Origin of the sequence: Rhizohabitans arisaemae (assembly GCF_025996515.1) — a bacterium.
GTDB lineage: Bacteria > Actinomycetota > Actinomycetes > Streptosporangiales > Streptosporangiaceae > Rhizohabitans > Rhizohabitans arisaemae.
The window spans coordinates 801078-817744 of sequence record NZ_BLRH01000029.1 but is presented as its reverse complement, the minus strand read 5'-3'; the positions used below and the strand labels follow the sequence as shown (position 1 = coordinate 817744).

Annotated in this window: 15 protein-coding genes; 12 read left to right on the top strand and 3 right to left on the bottom strand. The window is 70.3% G+C overall.

The annotated features are described in order from the left end of the window. The first annotated feature begins 30 nt into the window (after positions 1 to 30). The 8 genes from RUR_RS15195 (at position 31) to RUR_RS15160 (ending at position 9201) form a co-directional block, all read left to right on the top strand. Complete coding sequence (locus RUR_RS15195) at positions 31 to 1134, top strand: cupin domain-containing protein (RefSeq protein WP_283135669.1); 1104 nt, start codon at positions 31 to 33, stop codon at positions 1132 to 1134. Beyond that, positions 1131 to 1958, top strand: a complete 828-nt coding sequence (locus tag RUR_RS15190) for a fumarylacetoacetate hydrolase family protein (RefSeq protein WP_283135668.1) — start codon at positions 1131 to 1133, stop codon at positions 1956 to 1958. The genes RUR_RS15195 and RUR_RS15190 overlap by 4 nt, the downstream gene beginning before the upstream one ends. Then, entirely contained in the window at positions 1955 to 2680 is a 726-nt protein-coding gene (locus RUR_RS15185) for a maleylpyruvate isomerase family mycothiol-dependent enzyme (RefSeq protein WP_283135667.1), read from the top strand. Before RUR_RS15190 ends, RUR_RS15185 begins: the two co-directional genes overlap by 4 nt. A 22-nt stretch (positions 2681 to 2702) precedes the next feature. Continuing rightward, the gene (locus RUR_RS15180; protein ID WP_283135666.1) at positions 2703 to 3908 is read left to right on the top strand and encodes an FAD-dependent oxidoreductase; all 1206 of its coding nucleotides are present in this window, start codon (positions 2703 to 2705) and stop codon (positions 3906 to 3908) included. Between the two features lie 5 nt (positions 3909 to 3913). Beyond that, on the top strand, positions 3914 to 5329 hold the full coding sequence (locus RUR_RS15175) for an amidase (protein ID WP_283135665.1): 1416 nt from the start codon (positions 3914 to 3916) through the stop codon (positions 5327 to 5329). A 64-nt stretch (positions 5330 to 5393) separates the two neighbouring features. After that, positions 5394 to 6572: a sugar ABC transporter substrate-binding protein gene (locus RUR_RS15170; RefSeq protein ID WP_283135664.1), complete on the top strand. Its 1179-nt coding sequence runs from the start codon at positions 5394 to 5396 to the stop codon at positions 6570 to 6572. Beyond that, positions 6560 to 8140: a sugar ABC transporter ATP-binding protein gene (locus RUR_RS15165; RefSeq protein WP_283135663.1), complete on the top strand. Its 1581-nt coding sequence runs from the start codon at positions 6560 to 6562 to the stop codon at positions 8138 to 8140. Before RUR_RS15170 ends, RUR_RS15165 begins: the two co-directional genes overlap by 13 nt. Further along, positions 8137 to 9201 (top strand): ABC transporter permease, encoded by a 1065-nt coding sequence (locus RUR_RS15160; RefSeq protein WP_283135662.1) that lies wholly within the window; start codon positions 8137 to 8139, stop codon positions 9199 to 9201. The genes RUR_RS15165 and RUR_RS15160 overlap by 4 nt, the downstream gene beginning before the upstream one ends. Positions 9202 to 9259: 58 nt before the next feature. On the opposite strand, the gene RUR_RS15155 is transcribed toward RUR_RS15160, so the two are convergent. The 3 genes from RUR_RS15155 to RUR_RS15145 all read right to left on the bottom strand — a co-directional run bounded on the left by RUR_RS15155 (position 9260) and on the right by RUR_RS15145 (position 12447). Next, positions 9260 to 10375, bottom strand: a complete 1116-nt coding sequence (locus RUR_RS15155) for an NAD(P)/FAD-dependent oxidoreductase (protein WP_283135661.1) — start codon at positions 10373 to 10375, stop codon at positions 9260 to 9262. Between the two features lie 64 nt (positions 10376 to 10439). Then, the gene (menE, locus tag RUR_RS15150) at positions 10440 to 11981 is read right to left on the bottom strand and encodes an o-succinylbenzoate--CoA ligase (RefSeq protein WP_283135660.1); all 1542 of its coding nucleotides are present in this window, start codon (positions 11979 to 11981) and stop codon (positions 10440 to 10442) included. Beyond that, positions 11974 to 12447: a MarR family winged helix-turn-helix transcriptional regulator gene (locus RUR_RS15145; protein ID WP_283135659.1), complete on the bottom strand. Its 474-nt coding sequence runs from the start codon at positions 12445 to 12447 to the stop codon at positions 11974 to 11976. Before RUR_RS15145 ends, menE begins: the two co-directional genes overlap by 8 nt. 106 nt (positions 12448 to 12553) lie before the next feature. Between RUR_RS15145 and RUR_RS15140 the strand changes: the two genes are divergently transcribed. The 4 genes from RUR_RS15140 to RUR_RS15125 are packed head-to-tail and all read left to right on the top strand — an operon-like array spanning position 12554 to position 16648. Beyond that, positions 12554 to 13459: an SDR family oxidoreductase gene (locus RUR_RS15140; RefSeq protein ID WP_283135658.1), complete on the top strand. Its 906-nt coding sequence runs from the start codon at positions 12554 to 12556 to the stop codon at positions 13457 to 13459. Between the two features lie 5 nt (positions 13460 to 13464). After that, complete coding sequence (locus RUR_RS15135) at positions 13465 to 14343, top strand: amidohydrolase family protein (RefSeq protein WP_283135657.1); 879 nt, start codon at positions 13465 to 13467, stop codon at positions 14341 to 14343. Positions 14344 to 14356: 13 nt separating this feature from the next. Then, positions 14357 to 14809, top strand: coding sequence for a MaoC family dehydratase (locus tag RUR_RS15130; protein WP_283135656.1), 453 nt, complete (start codon positions 14357 to 14359; stop codon positions 14807 to 14809). A 9-nt stretch (positions 14810 to 14818) separates the two neighbouring features. Beyond that, entirely contained in the window at positions 14819 to 16648 is a 1830-nt protein-coding gene (locus RUR_RS15125; RefSeq protein WP_283135655.1) for an acyl-CoA dehydrogenase, read from the top strand. The last annotated feature ends 19 nt before the right edge of the window (positions 16649 to 16667 follow it).

The window sequence follows — 16667 nt, the reverse complement described above, 5'->3', positions numbered from 1 at the left end:
TATCTGGAATCCGCAGCTTACCGTGTTCCCATGTCACGTAAATCTCCACAAGCGGGCATCCCGTTGGACAATGTGGATGAAGAGTGGGAATCTCCGGAACGGCGCAGATTGCTGGCCGACTTCCACGCACGTCATATGGCGCCGTTGTGGACTCAGCGCGACGATCTGATGCCCATGCGGCCGAGCCCCAAGGCCGTACCGTACGTCTGGACGTGGGCGGAGCTGTATCCGCTGGCCCGGCGGGCCGGCGACCTGGTCGCAATCGGCAGGGGCGGCGAACGGCGCGCGATCGCGCTGGCGAATCCGGGGCTCGGCGGGCGGCCGTACGCCACCGCGACCCTGTGGGCGGCGATCCAGTACCTCGGCCCACGTGAGGACGCCCCCGAACACCGGCACACCCAGAACGCCTTCCGGTTCGTCCTGGAGGGCGAAGGCGTCTGGACCGTCGTCGACGGAGATCCGGTCGCCATGCGCCGCGGCGACTTCCTCCTCACCCCCGGCTGGCGCTTCCACGGCCACCACAACGCGTCGGACGCGCCGATGGTCTGGCTCGACGGCCTGGACATCCCCTTCGCCCACCACAACGACACCGGGTTCTTCGAATTCGGCCCGGATGAGATCACCCGCCGGGAGACCCCGCGGATCTCCCGGTCCGAACGGTTGTGGGCGCACCCGGGTCTGCGGCCGGTCTCCGCGCTCGGACGGCACCCGCACTCCCCCGTCGCCGCCTACCGCTGGGAGCACACCGACCGCGCCCTGTCCGAGCAGCTGGCGCTGGAGGACGAGGGACACCCGGCGACGGTCGCGCCCGGCCACGCCGCGGTGCGCTACATCAACCCCGCCACCGGGGGCGACGTCCTTCCGACGATCCGGGCGGAGTTCCACCGCGTTCGCGCCGGCGCCGGGACCGTACCGCGCCGCGAGGTCGGCTCCGCGGTCTGGCAGGTCTTCGACGGAGACGGACGGGTGACCCTCGACGGTGCCGAGCGGCGGGTGAGCCGCGGCGACGTGCTGGTCGTCCCCTCATGGACCGGCTTCTCGGTGTCGGCGGACACCGAGCTGGACCTGTTCCGGTTCAGCGACACACCGATCTTCGAGCGGCTGAGCCTCCATCGGGTCGAGGTGGACGCATGAGACTCGCGACGTTGCGCCTCGACGGCCGTACCGCCGCCGTCCGGGTGGACGGCGACAGCGGCGTGGATCTGGGTGTGCCCGATGTGGGAGCCCTGCTGGCCCGGCCCGGCTGGCGTGCACGGGCCGCCGCCGCGAGCGGCGATCGCCATCCGCTGGCCGGCGCCGTGTACGCGCCCGTGATCCCGTGGCCGGGCAAGATCCTTTGCATCGGGCTCAACTACCGGGCGCACATCGGGGAGATGGGCCGGGAGCCGCCGCGGTACCCCACCGTCTTCACCAAGTACCCCGAATCGCTGCTCGGCGCCGGCGACGACATCACGCTTCCCCCGCAATCCGCCGCCATGGACTGGGAAGCCGAGCTGGCCGTGGTGATCGGCGACCATGTGCGGCACGCCGACGCCGACGAGGCCGCCGCGGCGATCGCCGGATACTCGGTGCTCAACGACGTCACCGCCAGGGACTGGCAGTTCCGTACGACGCAGTGGCTCCAAGGCAAGACCTTCGAGGGCACCACGCCGTTCGGCCCGGTGCTGGTCACCCCGGACGAGCTCGACCTGGAGCAGGGCCTGGAGCTGGTGGCGGAGCTGGACGGCGAGATCGTTCAGCGGGCCAACACCGCCGATCTGCTTTTCGACCCCGTCGACCTGGTGCGCTACATCTCGGGAATTCTGACCTTGCGTCCCGGCGACGTCATCGCCACCGGCACTCCGGGCGGGGTGGGGCACGCCCGCACGCCTCCCCGCTACCTCGGCGACGGCGCTAGGCTGACGACGCGGATATCCGGTATCGGCGAGACGACCAACGTGGCACGGTCTTCGCCATGACATTCATGGATGACCGATACACCGGGTGGCTGGAATGGACGAACCAGGGCACCGCCGTCTTCGACGAGCACCTGACCTCGCTGGCCGACGAGGAGCTGGACGTCCCCAGCCTCCTGCCCGGGTGGACCCGGGCCCACGTGGCGGCCCATGTGGCCGGCAACGCGCAGGCCCTCGTGCGGCTCCTCTCCTGGGCGCGGACGGGGAGGGAACGGCGGATGTACCCGGATGCGGCCACCCGGGAGCGCGACATCGAGGACGGAGCGCGACTCGCACCGGCCGCGCTGCGGGACCTGGTGGCACGTACCGGGGCGGAGCTGGCGGATGCCGTACGGGCCCTGCCGCACGAGCGGTGGACCGCCGAGGTCGTCACGTCGGGGGGACGGACGGTACCGGCGGTGGAGGTTCTCTGGATGCGCGTACGGGAGGTGTGGATACACGCGGTCGATCTCGACAACGGGATGTCCTTCCACCGGTTCCCCGCGCCTCTGCTGGACGCCCTCCTGTCCGACATGGTGGAAAGCCGGCGTCGCGGCCGGCAGGAACCACCGCTCCTCCTGACGCCGACCGACCGGGCCGCCACCTGGGACGTTCCCCTCGACGGACGGCCGCCGACGCGTCTGATCGGTTCGACGGCGGGGATCGTGGCCGGGCTTTCCGGCCGGAACCTCGGCGAGATCACATTCGACGGCGATTCCCCGCCGGATCTGGGCCGGTGGCTTTGATGGCGACAAGGAGAGTGGCGCGATGAGCCACATGGAATCGAACGAGGTCCCGCACCACGAGGTGCTGGTCGTCGGAGGGGGTATCGGTGGGCTGACCACCGCCTTCGCGCTCGCCCGCAAAGGGCACCGGGTCCACGTCCTGGAACGGGCCCCCGAATTCGGTGAGGTGGGGGCGGGGTTGCAGCTCGCCCCGAACGCCACCCGGCTGCTGGACCGGTGGGGGCTGCTTGAGCATGTCGTCGCGGCAGGGGTTCTGCCCAGCCGCATCATCCTGAAGGACGCCCTCACCGGAGTCGAGCTGACCCGCCTGGAACTGGGCGAGGGGTTCCGCGAGCGCTACCGGGCCCCCTATGTCGTGGTGCACCGCAGCGACCTGCACCGCATCCTGGTCGAGGCCTGCCGGGCGGCCGGCGTTTCGCTGGAGACGGACCGCGAGGTCGAACGGGTGGACGCCGTCGGCGACACGGCGTTCACCTACTGTACGGACGGCGTCGTCTACGAAAGCTCGGTCGTGCTCGGCTTGGACGGGCTGATGTCCGGGCTGCGGGCCGAACTCGTCGGCGACGAGCCCGTGGACTCCGGCTACGTCGCCTACCGCGGCGTCGTGCCGGTGGGCTCCGCCACGTCGGTCGACTTGGACGCGGTCGTCGCCTGGATCGGTCCGGGCTGCCATATGGTGCAGTATCCGCTACGCCAGCGCGAACTGGTCAACCTGGTCGCGGTCGTTCAGACCGCTTCAGCCGAGGGCGACGGCCTTTCCGAACTGGAAAGAGGATTCGCGCAGTGCTGCGACCACGTTCGCGGGGCGCTGCCCCATCTGTGGCGCGACCGTCAATGGCTGATGTACGACCGGCCACCGGTCGGCCGCTGGGCGGACGGACGGCTCGGCCTGCTGGGCGACGCGGCGCATCCCATGCTCCAGTATCTGGCCCAGGGCGCGTGCCAGGCGATCGAGGACGCCCATGTCCTCGCCGAACTGGCCGACCGGCACCCCGGCACCGAGACCGGCGCCCGGCGGGTGGACTGGCCGGTGACGCTCCTGGCCGCCCAGCACGTCCGCGCCCCGCGTACCGCGCGCCTGCAGCGGGCGGCCCGGGTCTGGGGCGAGACCTGGCACGCCTCCGGGCTCACCCGGCTGCTCCGTAACGAACTCCTCATGACACGGTCCCCGGACGACTACCGGCACATCGACTGGATTTACGGCGAAGCTCTGGGGGCGGAATCGTGACCGGCATGGATCCATTCGCTTCCGCGACACAGCTCGCACACGCCATTCGCGCACGGGACGTGAGCCCCGTCGAGGTCGCCACCGTCTACCTGGCCCGGACGGACAGGTTCGACGGCGAGATCAACGCCATCGTCTGGCGTGACGACGACGCGGTCATGGCCGCGGCCAGGGCCGCCGAGCGGGCGGTGACGTCGGGCCGCCGACTCGGCCCCTTCCACGGGGTGCCGCTGCCGATCAAGGATCTGACCTCCGTCGCCGGGCAGCCCAACACGATGGGCTCGCTCGCCGTCTCCGACACGCCGAGGGCCGGGAACGATCCGGTCGTCGACCGGTTCCTCAACGCCGGCTTCATCCTCATGGGGAGGTCCAACACCCCGGAGATGGGCACGATGACCGTGACGGAGAACTCCCGGTACGGGCGGACCGCCAACCCGTGGGACCTCAGCCGTTCCCCCGGGGGCTCCAGCGGCGGGGCCGCCGCCGCGGTGGCCGCGGGGATGGCCCCCGTGGCGCACGGCAACGACGGCGGCGGTTCGCTGCGGATGCCCGCGTCCGCCTGCGGCCTGGTCGGCCTGAAGCCGAGTCGCGCGCGGGTTCCGCAGCCCGTCCAGTCGTGGTGGGAGCACTGCACCACCGAAGGTGTGATCACCCGGTACGTCGAGGACGCCGCCGCCATCCTGGACGTCATGTCGGAGCCCGACCCGCATGTCTGGTTCCAGGCGCCTTCCCCCGAACGGCCCTTCGCCGCGGAGCTCGGGCGGGAAACCGGCCGCCTGCGGGTCGGCCTCCTGCTCGAAACACCCATGGGCCTGCCGGTCGACCCGGAGTGCGCCGACGGCGCGCTGGCCGCGGCCGCTCTCCTGGAGGAGCTGGGGCACGACGTCTTCCCCGTGTCTCCGGTACTGCTGAGCCCGGAAGGCGCGCGGGCCTATGTGGACATCGTCATCCCCGCGTCCCTCTACACCTACCCGTTCGAGTTCCCGCACCTCGCCGAGCCGTACAACCGGCATCGGTGGGAGCGCGCCCAGCAGACCCATTCCGGTGAGTACGTGCAGGCGTCGGCGCTGCTGCAGACCGAATCGCGGCGGATCGTCGCGCAGTGGCGACGCGACTTCGACGTGCTGCTCACCCCCACGATGGCGTGCCGGCCACCCCTTCTCGGCACCGTCGTCGAAGACGCCAACCGGCATCCCGAGAGCGCTCAGCCGAGCGCGCTGCTGATGGTCGCCTTCACCTCGATCGCCAGCGTCACCGGCCTACCGGCCGTCAGCCTCCCCGTCCACACCTCTGAGACCGGCCTTCCCATCGGCGCGCAGCTCATCGGCGCCCCGTTCGGCGAGGCCACCCTGATCCGCCTGGCGAGTGCGATGGAGTCCCTGGCCGGCTGGCCCGGCGTCATCCCCGCCCGCTACCGCTCATAACCGGTTCCCACCGGTGCTCAACCGGCTCTCGCACGAGGGTATGACCAGATCAAGGAAATCATCGATGATGGTCGCCAAGCCCAGAACCTCCCCCATCTCATTCGTCGGCACACTCCTGATCGCCGCCTGCCTCGCGTTGACGGCGTGTACGTCCTCCGGACCGGCGAACGGCTCGAAACCGGCATCCGGTACGTCCGCCGAGGCACTGGCGGCGGCCGTGAAGGCCGTCGACGGCGGCTACGCCGGCGACTACTCCGATCCCCCGACGTCCGGCCCGGGGCCCGCCAAGGGCAAGAACATCTGGGTGATCACGGCTTGGCAGCAGGTCCGGGCCCTGGCCTACCAGGCCGAGCAGCTCTCCGAGGCGGCGGCCAAGCTCGGGTGGAAGGCACAGACGTGCGACGGCCTGAACAACGCGAACGGCGGCATGGCCAACTGCGTCCGCCAGGCGACCGCGGCCGGAGCCGACGGGATCGTGCTGGTCTCCGTCGACTGCGCGCCCGTACGGCAGGCGCTCGTGGAGGCCAGGAAGGCGAACGTGAAGATCGCCTCCTTCAGCGGCTTCGACTGCGACGACCCGACGCAGGACGGCAGCTCCCCCCTGTTCGACGCTCCGGCGAGCTACAGCGCGGACATGCCGAAGCTGGCCGACTTCTACACCCGGCTGGGCAGGCTGCGGGCGGATCTAGCCGTCGCGAAGGCGAACGGCAAGGCCAAGGTCCTGCACGTCGCGTTCCACGGCATCGCCTTCGGCGACTACGTCGCCAAGGGCTTCCAGGAGGGGATCGCCGCCTGCGGCGGCTGCGAGATCGTCGGCACGGTGAAGATCGCGCCGGCCGACGTCCCGAACGTCCGGCAGAAGTTTGAGACCGCCCTCGTGCAGGTGCCGCAGGCGAACGTCGTCGCGGTCGACGTCGACCACTTCTTCGTGGCGGGGATCCAGCCGGCGCTGGTGTCGGGTCCCCGCAAGGACCTGATCGTGATCGGCAACGAGTGCCAGATCGACAACCTGGACTACATCCGCAGCGGCAGGGGGCAGCAGTACTGCTTCGGCGCCTCCAACGCCTACCGCGCCTACACGACGATCGACGCGTTGAACCGCGTCTTCAACGGCGAGCGGCCGGTGCCGGCCGGCGTCGGTCTGCAGATCGTGGACAAGGACCACAACCTTCCCGCGCCCGGCGCCGAGTACGTCGGTCCCGTCGACTACACCGGCCTGTACGAGAAGCTGTGGAACGGGTAGCCGTGACGGAGGAGCCCCGCTCCGCGGAACCGCGATCGCCGGCGGCGGCCGTACAGCTGATGAACGTCGGCAAGACCTTCGACGGCGTGCGGGTGCTGCGGAATCTGGACTTCAGCGTGGCGCGGGGGTCGGTGCACGCCCTGCTCGGCGGCAACGGCTCCGGCAAGTCGACCACGCTGAAAATCCTCGCCGGTGTTTACGCCGCGGACCGGGGCGGGACGATCGCCGTGCACGGCAGGCTGCACGCGACGGACTCCTACACGGCGTCGACCGCCCGCAGATCCGGCCTGCGCTTCGTCCACCAGGACCTGGGATTGGTCCCGGACCTGACGGTCAGCGAGAACTTCGCCCTGGAGGGCGGCTACCCCCGGCTGGCCGGACCGGCCGTCTCGTGGCGCAGGCTGCACCGATCGACCCGGCAGCACCTTGACCGGGCGCACGTCGACGTGGATCCGCGGAGCCTGGTTCGCGACCTGCGGCCGAGCGACCGGACGCTGGTGGCCATCGCTAGGGCGCTGCGGGACAGCGACGGGGGCAGCCATATGACGCTTGTGCTGGACGAGCCCACCGCGAGCCTCCCCCGGCACGAGGCCGAGATTCTCCTGGAGGCGATCCGCGGTTGCCAGGCCCGAGGCCAGACCATCGTCTACGTCGGCCACCGCCTGTCGGAGGTGCTCAGCATCGCCGATCGGATCTCCGTGCTGCGCGACGGCGTCCTCGTCGCGGACTCGCCGGCCGCGGATCTGGACGAGGCCGGGATCGTCACGCTGATGGCGGGGCAGACGCCCGCGACCCGCGGCGGTGAAGCGCGCCGGACCGCCGTCGGCGAGACCGTCCTGAAGGTCGACCGGCTCACCGCCGGCCCCGTGCGCGACGTCAGCCTGCACGTACGGCAAGGCGAGATCGTCGGGGTCGCGGGACTGCTGGGGTCGGGCCGCTCCACACTGCTCCGCGCGATCTTCGGGCAGGCGGGCGTCGAAGGCGGCGGCATCCAGGTCGGCGGCGTCCCGGTGGCGCACCGGTCGGCCGCCGCCGCCATGCGATGCGGCATCGCCCTGGTGCCCGAGGACCGCGGCGCGGACGCGGCGTTCCCCGACCTCCCGCTGTGGGAGAACATCTCGGCGACGGTCATCGGGAGGTACTGGGCGGGCTGGCGGATGGCGCGCACGACCGAACGGCGGGACTCCGCGCGCCTCATGCGGACCTTCGACGTCCGCGCCGCCTCCCCCGACGTGCCCTTCGCCACCCTTTCCGGGGGCAACCAGCAGAAGGCCGTGCTGGCGAGGTGGCTACGGCTGGATCCACGCCTGCTTCTCCTGGACGAACCCACGCAGGGCGTCGACGCGATGGCCCGGGCGGACCTCCACGCGGCCATCCGGGAGCACGTGGCGAAGGGGAACGCCGCGCTGGTGGTGTCGTCGGACTTCGAGGAGCTCGAAGCCCTCTGCCACCGCGTGGTCGTCATCCGCGACGGCTCATGCGTCGCCGAACTCGCCGGCGCGGAGCTGACCGAGGCCGCCGTCGCGGGACTGACTCAGATCGATCGCTCGAAAGGACCTCTGACGTGACCGGCACCTCCGTGGACACCGACGTGGCGCCCGAGCGGCTCCCGGCTCCGCCCGGGGAGCGGCGGCGGGGATCGTCCCGCGCCCTTTCCCTCTCCGGAATCGCCGAACGCTACGGCCTCCTGCTCCTCCTGGTGGCCATGACCCTGGTCTTCGCGAGCCTGCCGGCCTCGGGTGAGGCGTTCCGCAGTACGGCGAACATCCAGGCCGTCCTGGCCAGCCAGGCGGTCGGACTCACGGTCGCCTTGGCGCTGCTCTTCCCCATGGCGGCCGGCTCCTTCGACTTCTCGGTGGGGGCCGTCACCGCGACGTCGTCGGTCGTGGCGGCGGCCTCGGTGTCCCACTTCGGCCTGCCGCTCCCGCTGGCCCTGGTGCTCGCCACGGCGTCCGGGGCCCTCGTCGGCTCCGTGCTCGGGATTCTGGTGGCCCGCTACGCGATGAACCCGTTCATCGCCACGCTCGGCATGGCCACCTTGCTGGGCGGCGCCGTCTTCGCGTACACGAACGGGCTGCAGATCAGCAAGGACATCCCCGCGACGCTCACCGACCTGGGGTCGCTCTCCTGGTTCGGCGTCCCGCTGATCGTGCTGGCGGCCGCGCTGATCGCCGTGGTGGTCTGGTTCGTCATGAGCCACACGCCGCTCGGCCGTCATCTGTTCGCGGTGGGCTCCAACGCGAGCGCGGCGCGCCTGGTCGGCCTGGACGTGGCCCGGGTCAGGTTCCTCTCCTTCGCGCTGTCGGGCCTGGTGTCGGGCGTCGCCGGGGTGCTGCTGCTCGCGCGGCAGGGCGCGGCCACGTCGGACAACGGCATGAACATGCTGTTCCCCGCGCTGACGGCGGTCTTCCTCAGCACGATCGTCATCGACGTGGGACGGCCGTCCGTCCTGGGAACCGTCATCGGCGTCCTGTTCGTCGCCGTCAGCATCAGCGGTCTCACCCTGGTCGGCGCGCCCGCCTGGGTGAGCCAGGTCTTCAACGGCGCCGCGCTCCTCGTAGCCGTGGGCGTCGCCGGGATCAGCCGGGCCCGCCGCGGCGCCGGTTCCGCCGGCCTCGCCAGGACGTAGCGTACGGCGGAGGCGCGATGGGAACCCCATCGCGCCTCCGCCGTACCGGCTCGAATTATCAGCCTCTGACCCCGTTGCTCTGCTCGCCGGCCGCCCTGAGGATCTCGGCGGCGTCGTCAAGCGGCGGGTGGATCACTTCCAGGATCTCGTTCTTCAGATCCTTCCCCTCCCTGCCGGTCAGCTCCACCGCACGGTCCCAGCCCGTCGTGAAGACGGCGCCGGCGGCGCCGAGGTCCAGGCAGGTGACGTACGGGTCGGGGGTGAAGTCCACCAGCGGGAGACCGAGCAGGTCGGCGGCGGCGTTGTGCCCGGCGGCCTTCCCCATGGGCGTGGCGAACTGGCAACTCTGCACGACATGGTGGTCCGGGTCGGCCAGGGCCGCGGCGACGTCACCCGCGGCGAACACGTCGCCGAAGACACGCAGGCGCCGATCGACCTTCAGCCGGCCGAGCCGGTCCCGCTCCGCCGGGATCTGCGCGGTGAGCGAACTGGCCTGCATCCCCGCGGTCCAGACGACGACGTCCGAGGTGATCTCGCCGCCGTCGCTGAGGACGACGCCCTTCTCGCCGACCGAGGCCACGGTCACCCCGAGACGTACCTCGACGCCCAGTTCGGCCAGGGCGGCCTCGATCACGGGACGGGGACCGGGCCCGAGGTCGGGCCCGACGACGTCGGCGCGCTCGATCAGGATCACCCGACCGCGCTCGGCCAGCTCGGTGGCGAGCTCCAGACCGGTGAAGCCGGACCCGATGACCACCGCGGTGAAGCCGGAACGATCGTGCAGACGACCGGCGAGCCGGGCCACACCCTCGACGCTGTCGATGTCGAACAGGTGGTCGGCGCCCGGAACGCTGGCGCGGACGAGGTGGCTGCCCGCGGCCAGCACGAGCCGGTCGTAGCCGATCGAACGGTCCCCCAGATCGACCCGTCGCGCGGTCGTGTCGATTCCGGTCACCGCCGCGCGCACATGGGTGACGCCGATCGGCTCCAATACCCGCTTCAACGGGACGCGAGTCCAATCGGGGTCGAGCTTATGCAGACGCGGACGCAGCACCATGTCCTCATTGGGCGAGACCAGCGTGACGCGCAGGTCGCTCTCGCCGCGAACCCGTGCCGCGGCGGCGGCGCTCCACACTCCGGCAAACCCGCCACCAACGATCAAAACGTCCGACATTGTCTTTCCTTTCTGGCGTTTTCGGGCACAGGACGACGACGCGACTCGATCCGGAGGCCGACGGTCACACCGACAAGCCACTGTCCTGTCTGGGAGGAAAAGCCCGTTCCCGCAGCATTTCGCGCTGGATCTTCCCGGATCCGGTTCTGGGGAGGCTGTCCATGAATCGGATTGATTTCGGGATCTTGTACCTCGCCACCTGGCCGTTCAGGAACGCGAGGAGCTCCCGCTCCTCGACGCCGGAACCGGGGCGCAGGCGGACGAAGGCCCGGCCCACCTCGCCCCACCGCTCGTCGGGCACGCCCACGACGGCGCACTCCGCGACGGCCGGATGCCGAAGCAGCGCCGACTCCACCTCGGCGGGATAGACGTTCTCACCGCCGGAGATGTACATGTCCTTCAGGCGGTCGACGATGGAGATGTAGCCGTCCTCGTCGGCTTCGCCCACATCGCCGGAGTGAAACCAGCCGTCCCGGATCGCCTTGGCCGTGGCATCGGGGCGGCCCCAGTAGCCCGCCATGACGTTCGGCCCCTGGATGACGATCTCACCGGGTTCGCCGGCCGCCGCGAGGCTCAGGTCGGGGCGCACGACGCGGACATCGGTGAAGAAGCACGCGACGCCGGCGGAGCCGACCTTGGCCGTGCTCATCTCCGCACTGACGATCAGCGCGCCGGGCGCCGTCTCGGTCAGCCCGTACCCCTGGAGGAACCGCAGCCCGCGCTGCTGACAGGTGTGGATCAACTGCGTCGGCGCGGGCGCCCCACCCGTCAGGAGGGAGCGCACGGAGCTCAGATCGGCGGTCTCCCAGCGTGCGGACCGGGTCAGGTCCGCGAACATCGTGGGGACGCCGAACATCCAGGTGACCTGGTGCCGCTCAACGAGGTCGAGGCACGTCTCGGCGTCCCACTCGGCCATGAGCACGGCGCAGCCGCCCTTGAGCAGCGTCGGCATGAGCGTCATGTTCAGCGCCGCGACATGAAACAGCGGGGCGCTGATCAGGGTGACCTCGTCCCTGGCCAGATCGAGCTCGACGAGGAGGTTCACGCAGTTCCAGATGACGTTCCCGTGCGTCAGGGTCGCCCCCTTGGGCCGCCCCGTGGTTCCGGAGGTGTAGAGGATCAGCGCGGGGTCGTCGTGCGCCACCGGTTCGTCGATCGGATCGGCCGCCGCGGCCCGGAGCAGTTCCTCGTAGTCGAGGGCCTTCCCCGCCGTGTCGCCCACCGCCACCGGGATCGGTTCCGCGCGTACCGCCAGGTCTTCCACCACAGGGGTGTGCGAGGCGGCGTAGACCAGGACGGACGCACCGCAGTCGTCGAGCTGGTACCCCACCTCGGCCGCCGTAAGCCGGGTGTTGAGCGGGACGAACACCGCGCCCAGCAGGTGCGTGGCGAACAGGGTCTCCACGAGCGAGGGCAGATTGGGGCCGAGGTAGGCGACACGGTCACCGCGTGCGACCCCGAGCGCCCGCAGCGCGTGCGCGAGCCGGGTGGTCCGCTCCAGGAGCTCGGCGTACGTGAGCTCGGCTTCGCCGGAAACGAGGGCGCGCCGGTGCGGATGGGTCCGCGCGCTCCGCGCGGGCCATGATCCCAGCCCCTGATTACGCATCCGCGCCTCCTTCCCCGTCCACGCGGTTCCCGCCGGCGTCGGCGAAGACGAGGCGCTGCAGCATGTCGAGCAGGAGTTCCCGCTCATGCGCGGCCAATCCCGACAGGAACACCTCGCGCGCCGCGACGATGTCCGCCTGCCCCTGATCCCGGACGGCGCGCCCTTGGGGCGTCGGTGCCACCTGGCGGGCCCGCCGGTCTCTGGGATCGGGCAACCGCTCCACCAGACCGTCGGCTTCCAGGGAGTCGACGATGGCCACCACCGGGCTGGGATCGAGTTTGAGAAAGTCGGCGATCTCACGCTGTGAGGCGCCTCCGGTGTCGCACACATACGACAGCGCCGAGAAGTGCCTGACTCGCAGACCGAGGTGGGCGAGGTGGGCATTGGTCATCCGCACGATCATCCCGCTGGCACAGGTCAACAGGAATCCGGTGTTGCCGGCAAGCTCCACGTCCTTGCTGTTCACCGCGATCTCTCTTCCGAGCCGACTAGTTGATGGATGCACTCAATAATTGACATTATCAATTATATCGACGTAGTGTCCAGCAACCGAAGCACCGGAAGGGGAAGCAGTGGATCTCAGCGGGAAGGTGGCCGTCGTCACCGGCGCCGGGCGCGGGCTCGGGCTGGCCTACGCCCGCGGTCTCGCCGCAGCGGGGGCACGTGTGGTGGTCAACGACATCGACGCGTCGGCCGCCGGTGACGCCGTGGCGGCGATCCGTGCGGCGGGCGGCAGCGCCGTCTCCGAGGTGGCGCCTGTGGGGAGCGGCGCGGCCGCGCAGGCGCTCGTCGACCGCGCCGTCTCCGAGTTCGGGCGGCTGGACGTCATGGTCGCCAACGCCGGGGTCCTGCGTGACACCGTGCTGTGGAAGATGAGCGACGACGACTTCGACACCGTCGTGCACGTCCACCTCCGCGGCACGTTCACCTGTGCCCGCGCGGCCGCCGTACGGATGCGGGAACAGGGCGAAGGCGGCCGGATCATCTGCGTCGGCTCGCCGACCGGCCAGCGCGGCACCTTCGGCCAGACCAACTACGCCGCCGCCAAGGCCGGCATCGTCGGGATGGTACGCACCTGGGCGATGGAACTCGCCCGGGCACGCGTGACGGTCAACGCCGTCATCCCGGTGGCCGCCACCGAGATGACCAAGACGGTGCCCTTCCTTCGTGATCACGTCGAGACGCTGGAGCGCGGCGGGGAACTGCCCCCGTTCGTACGGCGGTCACTGGCGCTGGGGTCCCCCGAGGACGCCGCCGGCCTGGTGACATTCCTCGCTTCAGACGCGGCCTCGGACATCACCGGCCAAGCCATCGGCATCGGCGGGGACCGGGTCAGCCTCTGGTCTCATCCCACCCAGATCGCCGCCGCGTACGCCGACGGCGGCTGGGGAGCCGACGAACTCGCCGAGACGTGGGCCACCGCTCTCCAGCCGCACGTGCAGACCGTCGGCGAGCCGCTTCCGGAATCCAAGGGGTGACGGCCGTGACACCGGCGATCGACACAGACTCCCTGACGGCCATCGACGTGCATGTGCACGTGGAGGTGGACGACAACGGCCATCCGTCCATGGGCGGCAAGCTGATGGAGGCCTCGGCCGCGTACTTCAAGGCCGGGCACCGCACGCCGACCGTGGACGAAATCGCCCAGACCTACCGCGAGCGGAACATGATGGCGGTCGTCTTCACGGTCGACCACCAGGCGGCGACCGGCCACCCCCCGATCGGCAACGAGTTCGTCGCCCAGGCCGCCGCCCGCCATCCCGATGTGCTCATCCCGTTCGCGAGCGTCGACCCCGCACGCGGCCGGTCCGCGGTCGACGCCGCGGTGCGGCTGGTGAACGAGCACGGGGTCCGCGGCTTCAAGTTCCACCCCAGCCTGCAGGGCTTCAACCCGACCGACCGGGCCGTCTACCCCCTGTACGCGACGATCGCCTCGCTCGGTGTCCCCGCCGTCTTCCACACCGGCCAGACGGGGATCGGCGCGGGGCTGGACGGTGGCGGCGGCATCCGGCTGGGGCTGTCCAACCCGATGCTGCTCGACGAGGTGGCCGCGGACTTCCCCTCCCTGACGATCGTGATGGCGCACCCGTCCTTCCCCTGGCAGGACGAGGCTCTCGCGGTCGCGACGCACAAGGCGAACGTCTGGATCGACCTGTCCGGATGGGCCCCCAAGTACTTCCCTCCCAACCTGGTCCGGTACGCGGGCACCCTCCTGCAGGACAAGGTGCTGTTCGGATCCGACTTCCCGCTGATCACGCCGGATCGGTGGATCGCCGAATTCGACAAGCTCGACATCAAGCCCGAAGTCCGCCCCAAGATCCTCAAGGACAACGCCGTCCGGCTCCTCGGCCTGTCGAAGTGATGGGAGAAACCTCATGACCAGAACGGTGACCCTCGACGACCTCCCCGGCCTCGTCGGTGTGGATTTGGGGAACAGCTCGGAACTCACCGTCGACCAGAAGCGCATCGACGGCTTCGCCGAGACCACCGGCGACCATCAGTGGATCCATGTGGATCCCGTGGCCGCGGCGGACGGACCGTTCGGTACGACCGTCGCGCACGGCTACCTGACCCTGGCGCTGGTCGTCCCGCTCTGGAGCGAGCTGCTCCGGGTCCGGGACGCCCGCGCCATCGTCAACTACGGGCTGAACAAGGTCCGCTTCCCCGCCCCCGTGCCCGTCGGGTCCCGGCTTCGCCTCCAGGCGACGATCGCCGAGGTGACCGGGATCGACGGCGGTTTCCAGCTCGTCATCGACGTGGCCATCCGGTCGGCCGGGTCCGGCAAGCCCGTGTGCGTGGCCCAGCCGGTCTTCCGGTACTACCGCTGACGGCCGGACATGAGCCACTACAAGAGTCATGTACGCGATATCGAGTTCAACCTCTTCGAGGTTCTCGGCACCGACAGCGTGATGGGCCCGGCCGGTCCCTTCACGGACCTGGACCCGGAGACGTGCCGCGACATTCTGTCCGAGGTCGCGCGGCTGGCCGAAGGTCCGCTGGCCGAGTCCTTCGCCGACGCCGACCGGAACCCGCCGGAGTTCGACCCGGAGACCGGCACGGTGACGCTGCCCGCCTCGCTCAAGAAGTCCTACGCCGCGCTGCGCGACGCCGAGTGGTGGCGCTTGGAGATTCCGCCGGAACTGGGCGGCGTGGCCGCGCCGCGCGCGCTGGTCTGGGCGGTGGCGGAGCTCATCCTCGGCGCCAACCCGGTGATGCTCATGTACGGCACCGGCGTGCCCTTCGCCGGCATCATCCATCGCGAAGGCACCGCGGAGCAGCGGAAGATCGCCCGCCACATCGTGCACCGAGGCTGGGGCGCCACCATGGCGCTCACCGAGGACGACGCCGGTTCCGACGTCGGCGCCGGACGGACCGGGGCCATGCGGCAGCAGGACGGCACCTGGCACATCGAGGGGGTCAAGCGCTTCATCACCTCCGGCGAGCACGACCTCACCGAGAACATCGTGCACCTGGTGCTGGCCCGCCCGGCCGGAGCGGCGCCGGGCACCAAGGGCCTGTCGCTGTTCCTCGTGCCGAAGTTCCTGTTCGACCTCGAGACCGGCGAGCCGGGCGGACGGAACGGCGTCCGGGCCACCAACGTCGAGCACAAGATGGGGATCAAGGCGTCCACCACCTGCGAGCTGCGATTCGGCGAGAAGAAGCCCGCGGTCGGCTACCTGCTCGGCGACACCCACAACGGCATCGCCCAGATGTTCCACGTCATCGAGCACGCGCGCATGCTGGTCGGGGTGAAGTCCATCTCGGCGCTGTCGTCGGGCTACCTCCACGCACTCGACTTCGCCCGGACCCGTGTCCAGTCCGCGGACCTCACGCGAACGGCCGCCAAGACCGCGCCACGGGTCACGATCATCAACCATCCCGACGTCCGCCGCAGTCTGATGCTGAACAAGGCCTACGCCGAAGGGCTGCGCTCGCTCGTCCTCTACACCGCGAGCCGGCAGGACCGGATCCTGCTCGGCGAACACCACGGCACCGACGTCTCCCTGGCCAGGGCCGTCAACGACCTGCTGCTCCCGATCGTCAAGGGGGTGGGATCCGAGCGAGCCTACGAACAGCTCGCCCAGGCTCTGCAGACCCTCGGCGGTTCCGGCTACCTGCAGGACTACCCGCTGGAGCAGTACCTCAGGGACACCAAGGTCGACAGCCTGTACGAGGGCACCACCGCGATCCAGGGCCAGGACCTGTTCTTCCGCAAGATCGTCAGGAACGACCGCGTCGCGCTCGACGCCCTGTCGGCGGAGATCGGCGGGTTCCTGGACTCTCTCGCGGGCGACGACCGATTGCGCCGGGAGCGATCCGCCGTACGGGAGGCCTTGGCATCGGTGCACGGCATGGTCGACGCGATGACGCGGCACTGCGCGGGGGACGACCCCCGCGAAATCTACAAGGCGGGTCAGAACACCACCCGCCTGCTGATGTCCGCGGGCGACCTGATGGTTGGCTACCTGCTCCTCCGTCAGGCGTCGGTGAGCAGGACGCGACTGGACACCGGAGGCCTTTCTTCCGCCGATCAGGCTTTCCACGCCGGGAAACTCGCGGTCGCACGGTTCTTCGCCACGACTGTGCTGCCCCGGCTCACCGCCCAACGCCTGATCGTCGAAACCACCGACAACGCACTGATGGACGTGCCCGAAGAGGCTTTCTAAACCTCGGTGTACCGATCCG